General features: G+C 61.9%; 18 protein-coding genes. 13 read left to right on the top strand and 5 right to left on the bottom strand.

Going from position 1 to position 17,601, the window contains the following annotated elements; translation table 11 throughout:
• Positions 1–203 precede the first annotated feature (203 nt).
• Genes HBN54_RS03645 through HBN54_RS03635 form a run of 3 tightly spaced genes read left to right on the top strand, consistent with a single transcriptional unit; the run spans position 204 to position 2,666 of the window.
• Positions 204–578, top strand: a complete 375-nt coding sequence (locus HBN54_RS03645) for a CZB domain-containing protein (RefSeq protein ID WP_168671806.1) — start codon at positions 204–206, stop codon at positions 576–578.
• Between the two features lie 29 nt (positions 579–607).
• Positions 608–2,167: a sensor histidine kinase gene (locus tag HBN54_RS03640; protein ID WP_168671805.1), complete on the top strand. Its 1,560-nt coding sequence runs from the start codon at positions 608–610 to the stop codon at positions 2,165–2,167.
• A 55-nt stretch (positions 2,168–2,222) separates the two neighbouring features.
• Positions 2,223–2,666 carry a response regulator gene (locus HBN54_RS03635; RefSeq protein ID WP_168671804.1) on the top strand — a complete coding sequence of 148 codons (444 nt, stop codon included), beginning with the start codon at positions 2,223–2,225 and terminating at the stop codon, positions 2,664–2,666.
• A gap of 128 nt (positions 2,667–2,794) precedes the next feature.
• Here the strand turns inward: HBN54_RS03635 and HBN54_RS03630 are convergent, their stop codons facing one another.
• Together HBN54_RS03630 and HBN54_RS03625 are read right to left on the bottom strand one after the other, a co-directional pair.
• Positions 2,795–3,370 carry a ribonuclease HII gene (locus HBN54_RS03630; RefSeq protein ID WP_168671803.1) on the bottom strand — a complete coding sequence of 192 codons (576 nt, stop codon included), beginning with the start codon at positions 3,368–3,370 and terminating at the stop codon, positions 2,795–2,797.
• Between the two features lie 144 nt (positions 3,371–3,514).
• On the bottom strand, positions 3,515–3,778 hold the full coding sequence (locus HBN54_RS03625) for a hypothetical protein (RefSeq protein ID WP_168671802.1): 264 nt from the start codon (positions 3,776–3,778) through the stop codon (positions 3,515–3,517).
• 439 nt (positions 3,779–4,217) lie between these two features.
• Between HBN54_RS03625 and HBN54_RS03620 the strand changes: the two genes are divergently transcribed.
• From HBN54_RS03620 to HBN54_RS03580, 9 genes are all read left to right on the top strand, one after another.
• The gene (locus HBN54_RS03620) at positions 4,218–4,796 is read left to right on the top strand and encodes an NUDIX domain-containing protein (protein WP_210427940.1); all 579 of its coding nucleotides are present in this window, start codon (positions 4,218–4,220) and stop codon (positions 4,794–4,796) included.
• Between the two features lie 100 nt (positions 4,797–4,896).
• Positions 4,897–5,712 (top strand): lysophospholipid acyltransferase family protein, encoded by an 816-nt coding sequence (locus HBN54_RS03615; protein WP_168671801.1) that lies wholly within the window; start codon positions 4,897–4,899, stop codon positions 5,710–5,712.
• Positions 5,713–5,738: 26 nt separating this feature from the next.
• On the top strand, positions 5,739–6,026 hold the full coding sequence (gene gatC, locus HBN54_RS03610) for an Asp-tRNA(Asn)/Glu-tRNA(Gln) amidotransferase subunit GatC (RefSeq protein WP_168671800.1): 288 nt from the start codon (positions 5,739–5,741) through the stop codon (positions 6,024–6,026).
• A gap of 3 nt (positions 6,027–6,029) precedes the next feature.
• Complete coding sequence (locus HBN54_RS03605; protein WP_168671799.1) at positions 6,030–8,819, top strand: tetratricopeptide repeat protein; 2,790 nt, start codon at positions 6,030–6,032, stop codon at positions 8,817–8,819.
• A gap of 12 nt (positions 8,820–8,831) precedes the next feature.
• Positions 8,832–9,551, top strand: coding sequence for an ABC transporter ATP-binding protein (locus HBN54_RS03600; RefSeq protein ID WP_168671798.1), 720 nt, complete (start codon positions 8,832–8,834; stop codon positions 9,549–9,551).
• Positions 9,552–9,609: 58 nt separating this feature from the next.
• Positions 9,610–10,158: a cob(I)yrinic acid a,c-diamide adenosyltransferase gene (locus HBN54_RS03595; protein WP_168671797.1), complete on the top strand. Its 549-nt coding sequence runs from the start codon at positions 9,610–9,612 to the stop codon at positions 10,156–10,158.
• A 164-nt stretch (positions 10,159–10,322) separates the two neighbouring features.
• Positions 10,323–11,387, top strand: coding sequence for a branched-chain amino acid aminotransferase (locus tag HBN54_RS03590; RefSeq protein ID WP_168671796.1), 1,065 nt, complete (start codon positions 10,323–10,325; stop codon positions 11,385–11,387).
• A gap of 178 nt (positions 11,388–11,565) precedes the next feature.
• Positions 11,566–12,669, top strand: coding sequence for a glycine cleavage system aminomethyltransferase GcvT (gene gcvT / locus HBN54_RS03585; RefSeq protein WP_210427939.1), 1,104 nt, complete (start codon positions 11,566–11,568; stop codon positions 12,667–12,669).
• Between the two features lie 94 nt (positions 12,670–12,763).
• Complete coding sequence (locus tag HBN54_RS03580) at positions 12,764–13,483, top strand: 2-phosphosulfolactate phosphatase (protein WP_168671795.1); 720 nt, start codon at positions 12,764–12,766, stop codon at positions 13,481–13,483.
• A 118-nt stretch (positions 13,484–13,601) separates the two neighbouring features.
• On the opposite strand, the gene HBN54_RS03575 is transcribed toward HBN54_RS03580, so the two are convergent.
• Positions 13,602–13,928, bottom strand: a complete 327-nt coding sequence (locus HBN54_RS03575) for a nucleotide pyrophosphohydrolase (protein WP_168671794.1) — start codon at positions 13,926–13,928, stop codon at positions 13,602–13,604.
• A 23-nt stretch (positions 13,929–13,951) separates the two neighbouring features.
• On the bottom strand, positions 13,952–14,398 hold the full coding sequence (gene dtd / locus HBN54_RS03570; RefSeq protein WP_168671793.1) for a D-aminoacyl-tRNA deacylase: 447 nt from the start codon (positions 14,396–14,398) through the stop codon (positions 13,952–13,954).
• A gap of 81 nt (positions 14,399–14,479) precedes the next feature.
• Between dtd and HBN54_RS03565 the strand changes: the two genes are divergently transcribed.
• Complete coding sequence (locus HBN54_RS03565) at positions 14,480–16,000, top strand: hypothetical protein (protein WP_168671792.1); 1,521 nt, start codon at positions 14,480–14,482, stop codon at positions 15,998–16,000.
• A 179-nt stretch (positions 16,001–16,179) separates the two neighbouring features.
• On the opposite strand, the gene HBN54_RS03560 is transcribed toward HBN54_RS03565, so the two are convergent.
• Positions 16,180–17,598 carry a hypothetical protein gene (locus HBN54_RS03560; RefSeq protein ID WP_168671791.1) on the bottom strand — a complete coding sequence of 473 codons (1,419 nt, stop codon included), beginning with the start codon at positions 17,596–17,598 and terminating at the stop codon, positions 16,180–16,182.
• Positions 17,599–17,601 lie beyond the last annotated feature (3 nt).

The raw sequence follows: 17,601 nt of genomic DNA, 5'->3' as shown, positions 1-17,601 counted from the left end.
GGCAATGCCGCCGGCTCACCCGAAATAATAAGTGAATCGCGAAAGTACCGAATTTCAAAGCGGTAACCGGCCTTGGCCTTGTGGCGTACCTTTGGGGCCAGCGGCGTTTCGCAGCCATTTTTTCTTCCCCTCAACGGGGCAGCTCCCGGTTTCGCAACGGGTGGCTTGCACCATATTACTTGCTTAAGGGTATAGCTTTGCTCATGACAACGGACGACCTGAAGCAGGATTTTGATTCCGCTCGCATCAAACATGTGCATTTTAAGAGCAAGCTGCGCTCTTTTCTTTTTGGCAATGGCGGGGACGAAGGTCCGTTGCGCGACCCCGAACAATGCAGTATGGGGCTGTGGATAGCCTCCCGTATGCGCGGGACGGGGGTGTATGCACACCTGCCCGAAGCCCGACGTTTTGACCAGCAACACGTGCTGATTCACAAGGAAGCTGCCCGCCTGATGGACCTCTACCTGGCCGGCCGCGTGGAAGAAGCCAGCGCAGGCTACGCGCCCCTGCAGGTCATTGCCGATGAAATGACGAGCCTGCTCCAAACCATGGAGACCAAGCTTCGTACCAAGGCCTGACCCGAAGCGTTGCGCCCGCGCACCAGTGCATGAAAATCACCCTCACTACGAAGTTGTTTGCCGGATTTGTGCTGTTGCTGGCGCTGTTTGCGGTAATTGTGCTGTTCTCTTACAAGCTGGCGGGCCAGGTGCTGCGCAACTCCCGGCAGGTAGAAGCATCTCAGCACGTTTCGAACGAATCACTGAGCATGCTGCGCAGCATTGTCGATATGGAAACCGGGTTTCGGGGCTACATGCTCATTGGCAATGAGATGACGCTGGATATCTACTACACCGGCGAGCGCGACTTGATTGGCCGGTTTTCCCAGTTGCGCACGCTGGTAGATGAAACTCCCGAGCAGGTTGAATTGACTGACCAGACTCAGCGACTTTTTCAGCAATGGATGGGCTACAGTCATTTGCTGATTGCTGAAAAAAGAGAAGCCCGCCGCCGCAACCCCCTGCAACGTGGCCTCGACGACCTGCCGCACCGCCGCCTGGCCGAAGCCCTCACCGGCAAGCAGCTGATGGATAATATCCGATTCCGGCTGAATAAATTTGAGCTGACGGAAGCTGCTTCCCGCAAAACCATGCGGCAGCGCTTGAACGACAGCATTGTGCGAGCCGAATGGCTATCGGTGGGGCTGGCCGTTATGGCGCTGGTGCTCGGGCTGTTGTGGGCGCTGTACATCGTGCGCACATTTGCCCGGCGGCTGCGCGGCATGCTGAACCTGGCCCGGCGTATGGCCGGTGGCGACTACGACACCCAGATTGTGGACAATGAGCAGGACGAGGTGAGTGAGCTCACGGCGGCCCTGAACGTGATGGCCCGCACCGTGGGGGCCAACATCAACCAACTCGAGAGCCGCAACCAGGAGCTTGACCAGTTTGCCTACGTGGTGTCGCACGATTTGAAGGCGCCGCTGCGCGGCATCGAAAGTGCTTCCCGCTGGATTGAGGAGGACATGGGCAAAGACGCGCTGCCTCCTCACATTCGCGAGTTTCTGGGCATGATGCGTCAGCGGGTGCACCGCATGGAAAAGCTCATCACCGGCATCCTGGATTTGGCGCGGGTGGGCCGGGTCACACAGGCCAACGAAACGGTGTTCGTGCGCACCCTGCTGCGCGAGATAATCGACAGCCTGCACCTGCCTACCGGCTTCAAGGTTGAGCTGCCCTTCTTTCTGCCCACGCTCACCACCAATGCCGTGCAGCTCCAGCAGGTTTTCACCAACCTCATCAGCAACTCCGTGAAATACCACGACCACCCCGAAAAGGGCACCGTGCACATTGGCTGCGATGATGCCGGCGAGTTCTACTCGTTTTCGGTGGCCGACGATGGCCCCGGCATTGACCCCGAATACCACGACCGTATTTTTGTTATCTTTCAGACCCTGACGGAGCGCGATACTTTTGAGAGTACCGGGGTGGGGCTGGCCATTGTGAAAAAAATTGTGGAGCGCCAAGGGGGCCGTATCAGCATCAAATCGGCGGAAGGTCAGGGCGCTAAGTTCATTTTTACCTGGCCCAAGTACCCGGCCAAAACCAAAAATGTTGCCGCTACGGTGGCCACACCGGTTAATTCTACCGTATCAACCTCTAGTTTATAGCAGTTCTGCACTGCCGTTTGCGGGTATTTTCCCGCTGTTGCCAATTGCCTAGCCTATGTCCGCCGACTATCCCACGCCCAGCATCCTGCTTGTGGAAGACGACCAGATGGACGTGATGAACGTGCAGCGCGAGCTGCGCCGCCAAAACATCAACGTGCCCCTAATCCACGCCCGCAATGGCCGTGATGCCCTCCGCATGCTGCGCGGCGAGGGCGATGAGCCCCAGATAGCCAAACCCAGCCTGGTGATGCTCGACATCAACATGCCGCGCATGAATGGCCTGGAATTGCTGGAAGTGCTGCGCGCCGACCCGGAATTCATGGATTTGAACGTCTTCATCATGACGACTTCCGACCTTGAGTCGGACCGCCTGAAAGCGCAGCAGCTGGCCGTGAGCGGCTACATCATCAAGCCCCTCAGCTTCGACACCTTTGGCGAGGGCGGTACCAGCGTGGACGGATTCAGCTTGTTTCTCGACCTGCTGAAGCTCAAGAGCTAGAGCAGTTTTAATGTTCTTGTACACGTAGCGCGAACTACAAAGTTCGCGCTACTGCCTGCTGGCCTCCTAAGCTGTACATAAACCCGAAAACTGCTCTAGATTTGACTTTAGCGCCGGGCTACTGGCGACTACAGCAGCCGGAATCCCATGCGGTGATGCGGGCTGGGCCCGTGCGCGCGGATAGCCGCGCGGTGGCTGGCCGTAGGGTAGGCCGCATTCTGCTGCCAGCCGTACTCCGGGAATTCTTCGGCCAGGGCCGCCATGTGCTCATCCCGAAAAGTTTTGGCCAGGATGGAGGCGGCAGCGATGCTGCGGTACAACCCATCGCCGCCAATAATGCAGGTGTGCGGGAAGCCGGCCATTGGCTTAAATCGGTTGCCATCAACCAGCAGGTGACCCGGCGTGACGGCCAGTGCCGCCACGGCCCGGTGCATGGCCAGATAGCTGGCTTGGGCAATGTTGATGCTGGTAATTTCTTCTACCGATGCCTGACCCACTGCCCAGGCAATGGCCTCGGCACAGATGATGGGTCGCAGGGCATCGCGCCGTTTTGCACTGAGCTGCTTGGAATCGTTGAGAAAGCGCGGGTCAAAATCGGGCGGCAGGATAACGGCCGCCGCGAACACCGGGCCCGCCAGGCAGCCCCGGCCGGCTTCGTCGAGGCCCGCTTCGAGGGCATGGCCAGTGTGGGAGGCAAGGAGCATAGAATAACAAAAGAGCTAGCAAAAATACGCGTAAGCTGTCCGGTTGCGGTGCAGCAAAAAGCCCTTCCGGCAGCTAATCTGGCTGCCGGAAGGGCTTTTCTGTACTATATGAATGGACTGCCCGTGGGGGCAGAAGTAAGCTTATTAGTGGTCGCCGGCGTTGCTGCCGATAACGCCGGGCTCCTCTTCGCCACGAGTAAAGCCCTGGCTATCAATAGGGGCAATGGCTTCGTCGATATTCTCCTCTTCGTCGTTGGTGACGTAGACGTTAGTAGTGGGACCGAGGCCGCCGTTATGCTTGGCCAGCTCGGCTTCGGCTTGGGCGTGGTGCAGGTTAAAAAGTGGGTCGCCAGCCTGAAGCTCGGGTTTGGCGGTATCAGCTTTCTTGTTTTTTGAGGAATCGGCCATAAGTAGTGCGGGAGCGCGCCGGAATGTGAACGGTGGGTTCCTGTTAACTTATACGAAACACGGCCGCCGTGGGTTAAGTGTTGGGCTGGTAAGCATTTGCCCACCGGCAGGCACAAAAAAAGGCCGCCACCCGAGGGTGACGGCCTTAAAGTGGCGGGTCCGGCTTAGAGGTGTCTACCCCACCTGTTCAGCCAGAGCGCCGCCGCACGAGAGGTCCTTCCTTTCCACATTTCCAGCCCGTGCGGGGGTACTTATAGGTCAAAGCTACGAAGCCCGGAGGGGGGGATGCAAGTCGTATTGGATTAATCAGGACATATAAGCTGCCAACGGTCCATTTTACACGGCGGATGGCAGATAGGCATCTGCGAACGGCGACTCGTGAAGGCCTTGGTGGGCGTAGTTTTGCATTCTCTACTCCATAACCATCCTGCCAATAGCCATGCAATTCGTAGCCCGCCCCGATGTGGACGAAACCCATAACCCCTGGCACACGCTCAGCAGCGAAATCAAGTACCATAATCCGTGGATTTCGGTGCGCGAAGACCAGGTGCAGAATCCCGGCGGTGGCCAGGGCATCTATGGCGTGGTGACAATGAAGAATAAGGCACTGGGCATTGTGCCCGTCGATGCGGAGGGCAATACCTGGCTGGTGGGCCAGTACCGCTACCCGCTGAACGAGTACAGCTGGGAAATTCCCATGGGCGGCGGCCTGGTTGAGCTGGATGTTCTGGAATCGGCCCAGCGCGAGCTAAAGGAAGAAACCGGCCTCACGGCGGCGCGCTGGACGCGCATCGCCCGCCTGCATACCTCCAACTCGGTGACGGATGAAGAAGGCTTCGTGTATCTGGCCGAAGAACTCACGCAGGGCGAGCTGGAGCCCGAAGAAACCGAAGACCTGCGCCTGTGGAAGCTGCCGCTGGCCGAAGCCATTCGCATGGTGATGGATGACCGGATTACGGACGGCATCAGCGTAGCCGGCCTGCTGAAGGCCGAAAAGGTGCTGGCCGGCCGCGCCTAGCAGCGTTTTGGGAGCCGGATTCTGCCGCCGGGTGGGGGCTGCCGCTGCCGACGCGCAATGCACAACGGCCAACTAGCCTAACTTTGCCATTATGCGCCATATGCTTCGTTACCTCGGCCAGCGCCTTTACACTACGTGGGCGGTGGTGTGGTTTATCATTCCCTTCGTGCTGATTTACCCTTTCCAGTGGTATTTCAGTCGGCGGCCCACCGGGGGTGGGGTGGTGCACGCGCTGAACCGCTTCTGGTCGTGGCTATCCATTACGATGTGGGGCATGCCGGTGGAAGTGGTGCGCGAAAGCAAAGGCCCCAACCCGCGGCCCTGCGTGTACGTGGCCAATCATGGCTCGTACATCGACATCATGATGCTGTTTAAGTACATTCCGGGCTTTTTGAATATGATGGGCAAGGCCTCGCTGGCACGGGTGCCGGTGTGGGGGCCGCTTTTTGGCAACGTGTATATTACCGTGGACCGGGCCAGCGCCGTGAGCCGGGGCCGGGCCATGGTAGCGGCCCGCCGCACGCTGGCTGAGGGCAAGAGCATTGCCATTTTTGCCGAAGGCCGGATTTCGCCCATGCCCGGCAAGGAGCTGCTGCCGTTTCTGGACGGCGCGTTTCAGATGGCTATTGAAGCCGGGGTGCCCATCGTGCCGGTGGGCATGCCGCTCAACCACATGTTTATGCCCGATGTGGAAAAAGACCTGCGCGTGCGCTATCACCGGCTCAAAATCGTTTTTCACCAGCCCATTTCCACCGTCGGCCTCACCCTGACCGACATACCCGAGCTGAAGGCACGGGTGTACGCCCAGCTGGCCGCCGATTTCCTGCCCGAAGGGGCCGTGAAGCCCGGCCCCAGCACCTGGCGTGCCCCGGCGGCCGCTGCCGCGCAGGACCAGCCGCAGCCCACCAACTCTTAACTCCTAACTTTTAACTCATAACTCTAATGAGCACCGACCTTGGCACCCTGCGCGGCCTGGCCCATCTGGCCCGCCTCGAATTTGACGAAACCCGCGAACAGCAAATGCTCGGCGACCTGAACAATATCCTCGATTTTGTGGCCCAGCTCGAAGGCTTGGACACGACGGGCGTGGAGCCGCTGGTGCACCTCTCGCAGGAAATCAACGTGCTGCGCGATGACGAAGCCCGCAACACTGTGAGCCACCAGGACGGCCTGCGCAATGCACCCCGCAAGGACTCGGACTACTTCCGGGTGCCTAAAGTGCTGGAATAGTTGGTGACGCCGCAATCCGTAAGCACTCGCGCCACCACGCGGCCCGGCTGGCTGGTGTGGCTGGCCGCGCTGGCCGTGGGCCTGACCATCTTCTATTATTTCACTGGGGAAAACAGCACCCTGCCCGTGCGGGAGGTGGCGCACCTGCAAGCCCTGCCGCTGACGCTGGACAGCGTGGCCGCCGGGCCGGTGCACCTGCCGGTACAGGCCAGCAGCTTCGTTGTGACCCTGACGCATGACGTGGCGGGGCCCTTCACTCAGCCCGTGGCGGCGGGCGTGTACCTGGTGCTGCTGGCGGTGCTACTGGCTGGCTGGGTGGCGGTGGTGAGCACGCTGGCCCGCACGGCGTTTGTGGCGGGCATGGTGCCGGTTATTTTCCTGCTGCTGTCGCTCAATACCGAGTCGCTGGGTGTTTTCAATACCAGCGAGCGGTATTTTCTGTACCTGATGCTGGGGCTGGTGGGCGGCGTTGGCTTTGTGCTGCACGCTTTTGCCGAGGGCTGGCCGCTGTGGCGGCGGGCGGTGGCCATGGGCACCGTGGTGGCGGGGCTAAGCGTGGTGCTGCTCACTCAAAGTCAGCTGCCCCTCACCGATACCGTGTTGCAACTGGCGGCGTATGCCACGCCGGGCGGCGCGGTGCTGGTGGCGCTGCTGGTACTGTGGGTAGGCGTTGAGAATATCCGGGCCCTGCTGTGGTTCAATACCCAGGCGGAGCAGCCGGGGGGGCGGTTCGGCTTGCTGCCGTTTGTGGCGGCCAGCCTGCTGTACCTGGGTGCGCTGCTGCTGTATGAATGGAACGACGGTGTGCTGCAGCTGCTGCCGGGCCTGGGCCTCGACCCGCTGGTGCTGCTGCTGCCGGCTGTGGTGGCCGGCTGGCTGGGCCTGCGCCTGCGGGCCCCCAGCTACGCGGCTTGGGTGCCGTATGCCCGGGGCGCGGCGCAGCTGTACCCGTTGGTGGTGCTGGGGGCGGCCGGGGCGCTGGGCTATGCGTTTGCCACGGCCAATACGCCCCTGCTGGTGGCGGCCCGTCGCTTCACGGGGCTGGCGCTGCTGCTGCTGGGCGCGCCATTTCTGCTGTATGTGCTCATGAATTTTGCGCCGCTCATCCGGCAGCGGTTGCGGGTGTACCGGGTGGTGTTTGAGCCGCGCCGCCTGCCGTTCTACTCGGTGTATATTCTGGCGATTGGCGGCCTTATTGCGGTGCAGTCGCGCCAGAACTTCCCGCTGCCCGACCAGGTGATGGCCGGCCAGTACAACCACCTCGGCGACCTTACGCGCCAGCAAAGCGAAGCCGCGCCCGATGACCTCAGCCTCGCCGGTCTGGCCGAGCGCTACTACGCTGAAAGCGGCGACGTGCTGTACCGCGCCAACCGGCATGCCGAGTTTGGCCGGGCGGCGATTTTCCGTTTCCGGCAGCAGCGCCAGAATGAGAGAAATTCCCTGCGCCGCGCCCTGCTGCGCGGGCCCGATGAGAAGGTGTCGCTGCGCCTGGCCACGCTTTATAACGACCCGGATGACTTGTTTGAGGGGCTTGATATTCTGCGCGGCGGCCTCAGGGCCTACCCGCGCAGCGCAGCCCTGGCCGGCGATTTGGCCCAACTCTTCACCCGCACTACGATAACCGATTCTGTTGCCTTCTACCTCGACAAAGCCGAGCAGCTGGCCCCCGGTAGCTACGCCAGCAGCACCAACCAACTGGCCTTTCTGCTCAGCCAGAACCTGCTGCCCGATGCCCGCCAGCGCGCCGCTAAGCTGACGTTGAAAACCACCGAGCCGGCCCTGCTGAGCAACTACACGCTGCTCCAGCTGCGAACCACCACGCCGCTCCAACCCGCGCCCACCGCCCCGCCCGCCGATTTGCAGGTGCTGGACGAAGCCACTTTTGCCCAGCTCTACCACGTAGTACTGTGGGATGTGGCCCGGCACAAAGACCAGCTCACACCCGCCCTGCTGGCCCAGCTGAACCGCCTGGCCACGCAGCCCGCCAATGCCAGCTACTACGAGCAGCTCCTGTTTCTGCAGGCGCTGGCGCGGCACGCGCTGGGGCAGGAGCAGGTGGCGCGGCAGCTGCTGTTACCGCTGGCGGCGGGCACCGGGGCTACCTCGGCCTATTTCCAGCAGCTGCTGGCGCTGTGGCAGCTGCAGCAGGGCCAGTACGCCACTGCGGCCGACCAGCTGGCCTTTGCCGCCTCGCACGGTGCCCCGCAGGCGGCGGAGATGCGCGTGTATGCCCTGGCCCTGAGCGGCAATGCCGACTCGGTGCAAGCGGCTACGGCGCGGCTGCTAGCATCGCCCGATACGGCGCAGCGGCGGCAGGGGAGGCAGGCGCAGCAGTTGCTGGCCGCTGGCCTTCCAAATCCGGCAGCCGATACGGCTGGCCGGGCGGGCATGGCGTGGCTGGCCGAAGCCCGGCGCGCCGAGCAGCAGGGCAATGCCACGGCGGCCGCCAAAAGCTACCAGCGCATCGTACGCGAAGCCCCGTTCAATGCGCCGGCGGTGCTTGCGGCGGCGGGCTTTTACACGCGCCGCCACGATTATACGGCGGCCTATTCGGCCCTGCGCACCGGGCTCGATGAAAACCCGCAGTCGCTGCCGCTGTTGAAGGCCTACGTGCTGGCCGCCGCCGATGCCGGCCTGACCGAGTACGCCGCCGATGCCCTGGCCCAGCTGCGCCAGCTGCTGCCGCCCGCTGCGTATGCTACTTTAGCAACGGAGTATGCCGCCCGTGAGGCAGCCCGCGCGGCTGTCGGTGCGTCCTTCTCCCAAGCGCCTGCTCCCTCACCTCTGCAATAAGCCCCTCGCCCCATGAATCCGAACGTTATTGAAACCACTGACATCGCCAAATCCTATGTGATGGGCGCGGAGGTAATCAACGCGCTGCGTTCGGTTACCATCAAAATTCCGCGTGGCGAGTACGTGGCGTTTATGGGGCCGTCGGGCTCGGGCAAGTCAACGCTGATGAACATCATTGGCTGCCTCGATACGCCCACCAAAGGCCAGTACATCCTCAATGGGCAGGACGTGAGCCGGATGAGTGACAACCAGCTGGCCGAAGTGCGTAACAAGGAAATCGGCTTCGTTTTCCAGAGCTTCAACCTGCTGCCCCGCGCCAGCGCCCTCGACAACGTGGCCCTGCCGCTCATCTATGCCGGCCTGAGCAAGCGCGAGCGCACCGAGCGCGCCCTCGAAAGCCTGCGCGCCGTGGGCCTGGCCGACCGGGCCTCGCACCGCCCCAACGAGCTGAGCGGTGGCCAGCGCCAGCGCGTGGCCATTGCCCGCGCCTTGGTCAACAACCCCAGCGTGCTGCTGGCCGACGAACCTACCGGTGCCCTCGACTCAAAAACCAGCCACGAAATCATGGACTTGTTTGAGGCGCTGTATGATAAAGGCAATACCATTATCATGGTGACGCACGAAGAGGATATCGCCCGCTACGCTCACCGCATTGTGCGCCTGCGCGATGGGTTGGTGGAAACGGATGAAATCAACCACGATATTATGAAGCATGCCGTGGTTGGCCACTAAAAAGAACGTCATGCAGAGCGCAGCGAAGCATGACGTTTTAACAGACTAATCAAGCCAAATGAAAATATACACTAAAACCGGCGATAAAGGCCTTACCTCGCTCATTGGCGGCACCCGCGTACCCAAGAGCAGCCTGCGCATTGAGTGCTACGGCACGGTAGATGAGCTGAACTCCCACATCGGGCTGGTGCGCGACCAGGAGGTGAATGCCGGCCGCCGGCCGCTGCTGAAGGAAATTCAGGACCGCCTGTTCACCATCGGCTCGGCCCTGGCCGCCGACCCGGAAAAGTCGAAGATGAAGCTGCCCGACCTGCACGCCGCCGATGTGACGCTGCTGGAAGACGAAATGGACCGCCTGAACCTCGATTTGCCCGAGCTGCGCGCCTTTATTCTGCCCGGCGGGCACCCGGCCGTGAGCCATGCGCACGTAGCCCGTTGCGTGTGCCGCCGCGCCGAACGCCTCGTTATTCACCTGGCCGAGGATGCTTTTGTGGCCGAATTGGTGGTGGTGTACCTGAACCGCCTGTCCGATTTCCTGTTTGTGCTGAGCCGGGCCATGGCCCACGAGCTGGGCGTGGAAGAAGTGACCTGGCAGGCCCGGATGTGAACCCATTCAGGCTCAATACCATTACAGCAAAGTAGTCGTCATGCTTCCGCCACGTACAGCATAACGACCTTTGCCAGCCGTATAATACCCGTTTAAATTACCCACACGCTCTCCAATTCCGTACTCGGAAAATCCCACCCACGCGTACCCGTAACCGCTTTCTTATGATAGACACTCTTTCGATTCACACGCAGGTAACCACCGCCCCGCGGCTGGCCTCGCAGGACTTTGGGAACCTCGAATTCGGCAAAGCTTTCGCCGACCACATGTTCGTGGTGGACTACCGTGACGGCGAGTGGCAAGACGCTCAGATTCTGCCCTACGGCGATATCTCGGTGAGCCCCGCCAACTCGGCGCTGCACTACGGCCAGGCCATTTTTGAAGGCATGAAGGCCTATCACCAAGCTGATGGCGGCGTGGCCTTGTTCCGCCCCCTCGACAACTGGGCCCGGTTCAATGCCTCGGCCGAGCGCATGTGCATGCCCACCATCCCGGAGGAGCTGTTTATGCAGGGCCTGCGTGAGCTTATCAAGCTTGATGCCGGCTGGGTGCCCACGTTTGCGGGCAGCTCGCTCTACATCCGGCCCTTCATGTTTGCCACCGATGGCTTCATCGGCGTGCGGCCGTCGGAGGCATACCGCTTCGTGATTTTCACCTGCCCCGTGGGCCTGTACTACAGCAAGCCGCTGCGCGTACGCTTCGAGCAGAAATACGTGCGCTCGGCCGAAGGTGGCGCGGGCTACGCCAAAAACGCTGGCAACTACGGCGCGGCCATGTACCCCACCAAGCTGGCCCAGCAGGAAGGCTACAACCAGCTCATCTGGACCGATGCTTCGGAGCACCGCTACGTGGAGGAGTCCGGCACGATGAACGCCATTTTCGTGATTGATGGTCGCGTGATTACGCCCGCCCTCAGCACCAGCATTCTCGACGGCATCACCCGCCGCAGCGTCCTGCAACTGGCCCGCGACTTCGGCCTGACGGTGGAGGAGCGGAAGGTGAGCAGCCGCGAAATTATTGAGGCCCTGGAGGCCGGTACGCTGGAGGAAGCCTTCGGCGTGGGCACGGCTGCTACTATTGCGCCCATTGCCGTTATCGGCTACGAGGGCCACGACTACGAGCTTCCCGCCGTGCGCCCCGATGCGTTCTCGAAGCGAGTGGGGGCTGCCCTGGATGCCATCCGTACCGGCGAAGGTGCCGACGTGCACAACTGGGTTGTGACGATATAATGTAGCAGTAGCGCGAACTTTGTAGTTCGCGTCCCCACGCCATTAAAACCGTTCAGGGACGCGAACTACAAAGTTCGCGCTACTAAAAAAGCCGCTTCCTACCGAAGCGGCTTTTCTTTTTTGCCCCACCTTTGCAGCGCAATTCACCTACCCACCCATCCGCTAACCCGTCCAATACATGACCGTTTCCCTGAAAACCGTTACCCTCGATAGTAAGCACCGCGAGCTGGGTGCCAAAATGGTGCCCTTTGCCGGCTACGACATGCCGGTGCGCTACTCTTCCGACCTCGACGAGCACCACACCGTGCGCCGCGCCGTGGGCATGTTCGACGTGTCGCACATGGGCGAGTTTCGCCTGCGCGGTCCCCAGGCCCTCGACCTCATTCAGCGCGTGACCAGCAACGACGCCAGCAAGCTCGCCGACGGCAAAGCCCAGTATTCCTGCCTGCCCAATAACGACGGTGGCATTGTGGACGACTTGCTGGTGTACAAGCTGGCCGATGAAGATTACCTGCTGGTAGTCAATGCGTCCAACATCGAGAAAGACTGGAACTGGATTAAGCAGCACAACACGCAGGGCGTGGAGATGGAAGACATCTCGGACCGCACCAGCCTGTTGGCCGTGCAGGGCCCGAAGGCGCAGGCCGCCCTGCAGGCGCTCACCGACGTGGATTTGAGCACCATTCCGTACTACTCTTTCGTGCAGGGCGCCTTCGCCGGTGCGCCCGATGTCATTATCTCGGCTACTGGTTACACCGGCGCGGGTGGCTTCGAGCTGTACATTCCCAACGAAAGCGCCGCGATGGTCTGGGATAAAATCATGCTTGCCGGCCAGCCCTACGGCATCAAGCCCATCGGCCTGGGTGCCCGCGACACGCTGCGCCTCGAAATGGGCTACTGCCTCTATGGCAATGATATCGACGATACGACCTCGCCCCTGGAAGCTGGCCTGGGCTGGATTACCAAGTTTGCCAAGGAGTTCACCAACTCGGACAGCCTGAAAAAGCAGAAAGAAGCCGGGGTGAGTAAAAAGCTGGTGGGCTTCGTGATGGACGGCACCGGCATCCCGCGCGGCCACTACGAGCTGGTGGATGCCGACGGCCAGAAAATTGGCGACGTCACCAGCGGCACGCAGTCGCCCTCGCTCAGCAAAGGCATTGGCATGGGCTACGTGAAAACCGAGCTGGCAGCGCCCGGCACCCAAATCTTCGTCCAGATTCGCGGCAAAAATCTGCCCGCCACCATCAGCAAGCTGCCCCTCACCAAAGGCACGGAGGAGTAGCATTAAAAGTTAAAAGTTGAGAGTTAAAAAGACTGACGGCTCAACTTTTGGCCGCTGCTTTTTAACTCTCAACTTTTAACTTTTAACTGAAAAGGTGCCCAAACTAGATATTTGCTTCTCGCCCGAGCTGCTGCCCTTGTATGACTTACGCGGCAAAGTGGCCGTTATCGTGGATATTCTGCGGGCTTCCAGCACCATTGTTACGGCGCTGGGCGAAGGGGTTACGCATGTTTTTCCGGTGGCTTCGCTGGAAGAATGCGCTGCCTACGGCCAGCAGCACGGCAGCCTGACCGCCGCCGAGCGCGACGGCCTGGCTGCTCCCGGCTTCGACCTGGGCAACTCGCCCTTCGGCTTTCTGGACGCCGCCCGGCCGGTGCGCGGCCGCTCCCTCACCATCAGCACCACCAACGGCACGGCGGCCCTGCGCCGCTCGCTGGCCGCTGAGGCCGTGGTAGTGGGCAGCTTCCTGAATATGGCCGCCGTGGCCGGGTTTGCCCGGCGCCAGCAGCGCGATGTGCTGGTGGTGTGCGCCGGCTGGAAAGGCCAGTTTTGCCTCGAAGACACCGTGTATGGCGGTGCGCTGGCCGAACGGCTGGCCCCGGATTTTGACGTGCATGGCTCCGATGCCACGCTGGCCGCGCTGCACCTGTGGGAGCAGGGCAAGGCTGATTTATCGGCGTATCTGTTGCAGTCGGCCCACGTCCGGCGGCTCAACTCACTGGAAGCCAGCAAGGACTTTGAATTCTGCCTGCAGATTGATTCCTACGCCGACGTACTGCCCCTGTGGCAGGAGGACCGGTTGGTATTGGAGTAAGGTATCTGTCATCCTGAGCGCAGCGAAGGACCTTATTGTGTTGGAACGGTTTGCCATAGGGCAATCGATGCAAGCACGATAAGGTCCTTCGCTGCGCTCATGAGGACAATGCAAGCAGCTACTTCAGCTTCTCATTATTCTGGTGGCGCTGGCTGTCGCGCTGGGTTTTCTTGGCCAGGTTGCGGGTCATGGCCTCGGTGAGGTCGACGCCGGTTTGGTTGGCCAGGCAGATGACGACGAACAGCACGTCGGCCAGCTCGTCGCCCAGCTCGCGGCCTTTATCCGATTCCTTGAACGACTGCTCGCCATACTGGCGGGAGATGAGGCGGGCTACTTCGCCCACTTCTTCCGTGAGGATGGCCATGTTGGTCAACTCGTTGAAATAGCGCACGCCGGTGGTGGTAATCCAGGTATCAACGGTTTTCTGGGCTTCTGCAATAGTCATGGGTGCGGGTTAGGGGAAAGAGGTTAAGCCGGAGAATCGAGCACGATGGTTACCGGGCCGTCGTTGAGCAGGCGGACTTTCATATCGGCCCCGAAGATGCCGGTGGGCACGGGCTGGCCCAGCTCGGCGGCCACCATCGCCACAAACTGCTCGTACAGCGGCTCGGCCACGGCGGGCGGGGCCGCCCCGATGTAGCTGGGGCGGTTGCCCTTGCGGGCATCGGCCAGGAGCGTAAACTGGCTCACCACCAGCACTTGCCCGCTGATGTCCTGCACGCTGCGGTTCATCTGGCCATTGTCGTCACCGAAAATGCGGAGCTGCACCAGCTTGCGGCACATCCAGGTGAGCGAGGCCGTGTTATCGGTAGGGGCGAAGCCGGCCAGCACCAGCAGGCCGGGGCCAATCTGGCCCGTAATCTGGCCCTCAACGGTGACCGAGGCTTCGCTGACGCGCTGAATAACGAGACGCATATTTTCTAAAGTGAAACGGGTAAAGTGGGAAATGAAGCCGAATGTTGCGCCGGGCGTACCGACCTTCGCACCAATCTGCCCATGACTACCTCTGCTTCCGCAAATAACGCCCCCATATCTGCCAGCCGCCGCTGGTGGCTGCTGGGGGCGTTGCTGCTGGTGGCCATCAGCCGGCTTTGGCGGCTACCCGAAACCGGGGGGCTCGACTTTGATTCGGTACACAACTGGCAGATAATTCAGCGGTTGGCGCACGGCGACTTTTCCGAGTTCTTTCATCACGGCAGCCCGGCATTTTCCCTGGTTTATCTGCCGGTAGTGGGGTTCACGCACCGGTTTTTGGCGTTTCAAACCATCAATGCGCTGCTGGGGATAACGGGGTTGGGCTTCTTTGTGGCCTGGGTAAGCCGGCAGGCCAACCTCTCCGGCCCCGAAACGGCGGGCCTGACGCTGCTGGGCGGCACCTCCCTGCTGCTCACGTTCTCGGGGCGCGACTTCACCATGAGCTCCCTCAACCTGATTCTATTCACGGGCCTGCTGCGGAGCCACTTGGCGCGTTTGCAGCGGCCACAAGCTGCCTCGCTGCCGCACGTAGCCGCCTGGCTGGCCCTGGGCCTGAGCGTGGACCACAAATTTTTGCTCACCATTCCCATTCTGGCGGTGCTGGAAGTGTGGCAGCGCGATGGCCTGTGGCGGCGGCCCGGCGTGTGGTGGCGGGTGCTGGGCATTCTGGCGCTGCCTTACGTGCTGCTGTGCCCGTTGGGGTGGCTGAATGGCCTGCCCTGGTACCGCTGGCCAGCTTTCTACGTGCTTATTGCCTTCCCCAACACCCCCAACCTGGCGGGCCGGCAAGCCGCCCTGCACCCCGATTTTACCTATTATCTGCGCTACCTGCTCAGCTTCGAGTCGCCGCTCCTGCTGCTGGGGCTAGGGCTGGCGGGCGGGCTGGTGCTGCGGCAATGGACCGGCCGGTTGCAGCGCCAGGCGCGCGCCTGGAAAGTGCTGCCCTACCTGCTGGTGTGGGCTGCCTTGCTGCTGGCCGGCATGTCGCTGCTGGTGAAAGCGCCCCGGGGGCTGTTTTTTGCCTACCTGCCGCTGGCCGCGCTGGCCGTGCTGAGCGGCCGGCGCATGCTGCCCGGCTGGGCGCTGGCCGGGGTGCTGCTGGCCGCAGTGGGCCAGAATATTTTCCGTATTCAGCGCGAGCTGTATGCGCCGCTGCCCACGCACTACCCGCAGGTGGCGGCGTGGCTGCGGCAGCACGGGGCCACTCGCGTAGCCAGCACCGTGAGCCTGGGCCTGGCGCCCTATCTCGATAAGCAGCAAACCCTGACCGTTATCACCGACGAGCGCGAGCTGCCGGCCCTGCGACGCCAGGGCGTGCAGTACGTGCTGCTCGATGGCTACCGGCATGTAACGGGGGTGGCCCGGTTCGATTCGCTCCAGGCCCAGCGCCCGGTGGCGGGCTGGCCTGAGCCGGCGCTTCAGCAGCCGCTGCTGTTTCTGGAGCATTCCGAATACACGGGGCTGGGCTACGCCGAAACCCTAGCCGCCTGGCAGGCCGCCCGGGCCGACTCGCTGCCCCTGCGGCTGTACCGTCTGAAATAGAGTGCTTTCCAAGCTAGTGCAGTACCTTATTCAATCGGCCATACATCAGGCTGAAAGCCGCTTAAGAATGAGCTGGATGTTGTACCAACGAAAAATCTCCGTGGTCCGCTCCTCAAAGGAGGGCTTAACCACGGAGATTTTTTCGGCTGAATAAATGGGCTCAACCCGTCGTGCCAACGCTATTGCGCCGTTGCCGGCAGCTTGTTCACGTCGATAGCCGGGATTTTGGTGCGGTAGGCGCGGTTGAGGGCGGCGATGATGGTATTGGCCAGCAGCCCATTGCCGCGCGGCGTGAGGGTATAGTAATCCAGCGAAAAGAAATTGCCCCGCACCACCTCCGATGAGTATTGCACGCCGGCCACCGAAATAGTACCGGCTACCTGATTAAAAAGCAGTACTTCCGAATCCAGCGTGCTGGTGCTGGCCGAAGGGGTGAGGATGGGCAATTTGTAGATGGTACTGGCCAGGCGGTCAAGCTCATTGTTGTAGCTACTCATCACTCCCGCAATCCGGCTCAGCTCTTCGGAGTTATCGAGTACGTCGGCGTCGCGCACCGGATTGCGGCTGTCGCGGCCGTAGGGCAGCATCAGCGTCGCGCCGTTCACTACCACGGGCGTAGGGCGGCCAATGCGGGCAATGGCCGTGGCCAGTACATAGTCGCCGTTGGTAATGGGCTGGGCCCCACGCAGGCCAATCGGGTCTTCGATATAAATGCGGGCGGTATCGCCAAAGCTGGCTTGCAGGCGGGCCTGCAGGCTAAGGCCCTGGCCGGCCCGCAAAAACGGCAGGCTCGTGAGTGCCGGCAGCCGGATGATGACACCCGGCTGGCCTTTGGCCGTGAGGCGGTCGAGCACTTTGCGGGCATTGTTGCGCATAACGGTGATGCTGGGCAGCGCGGCCGGATTGGCTCCGCACTGGCCGCCGCTGCGCACGTAGGGCATCAGGTCGTCGAGGCCCTGGAAATAGGTGAAGAAGGTGGCGGTAGCGGCCGCGTCGGTCACGGCTTGCAGGTAGGTACGGCTGTCGGCGGCCGGCAGCAGGCGCTCAAAATAGGGGTTGAAAGGCGTGCCAGGCTTGGCGTTGACCTCGTTGCCCAGGCCCACCGTTTCCAGCTGCGCCAGGGTGATGCCGGGAATGCCCAGGTTCTGGGGCAGGGCACTGGCCGTGGCAGCGCGCGTCAGCAGGCGCGTCGTGTCGGGAGTACCGCAGGTGCCGGGAGTGATGATGAGGTTGCCCCGGAAGGCCTGCCCGGCCACGCGGGTGGTGCGCGCCAACCCTGAGGCGGTAAAATCGACAAAGTTGAGGTAGCCGGTGCCCGAGCCCGCTTCCAGCAGCGGCTGGGTGAAGGCCGCCCCGGCCGAGATGCCCTGAAACTGCTGTGCCAGCAGGTTCGGGAAAGAATACTGCTGGCTGGCGCGGGTGAGGCCGCCCGCGCTCACGCCAGCCGTGTAGGTGTCGCCCACGGCCAGGTAGCGGCTCAGGTTAAGGGCAGCGGTGGGAGTAGGGGTATCCTGGGCCGGAGCGCAGGCATTCAGCAGCAGCGCGGTGGCGGCTACATAAGCAGCGCGGCCCGGGAGCGTAAAAGAAAAATGCTTCATCGC

Source organism: Hymenobacter artigasi, from assembly GCF_012275535.1.
Lineage (GTDB): Bacteria > Bacteroidota > Bacteroidia > Cytophagales > Hymenobacteraceae > Hymenobacter > Hymenobacter artigasi.
This window is presented reverse-complemented; position numbering and strand designations above follow the sequence as displayed.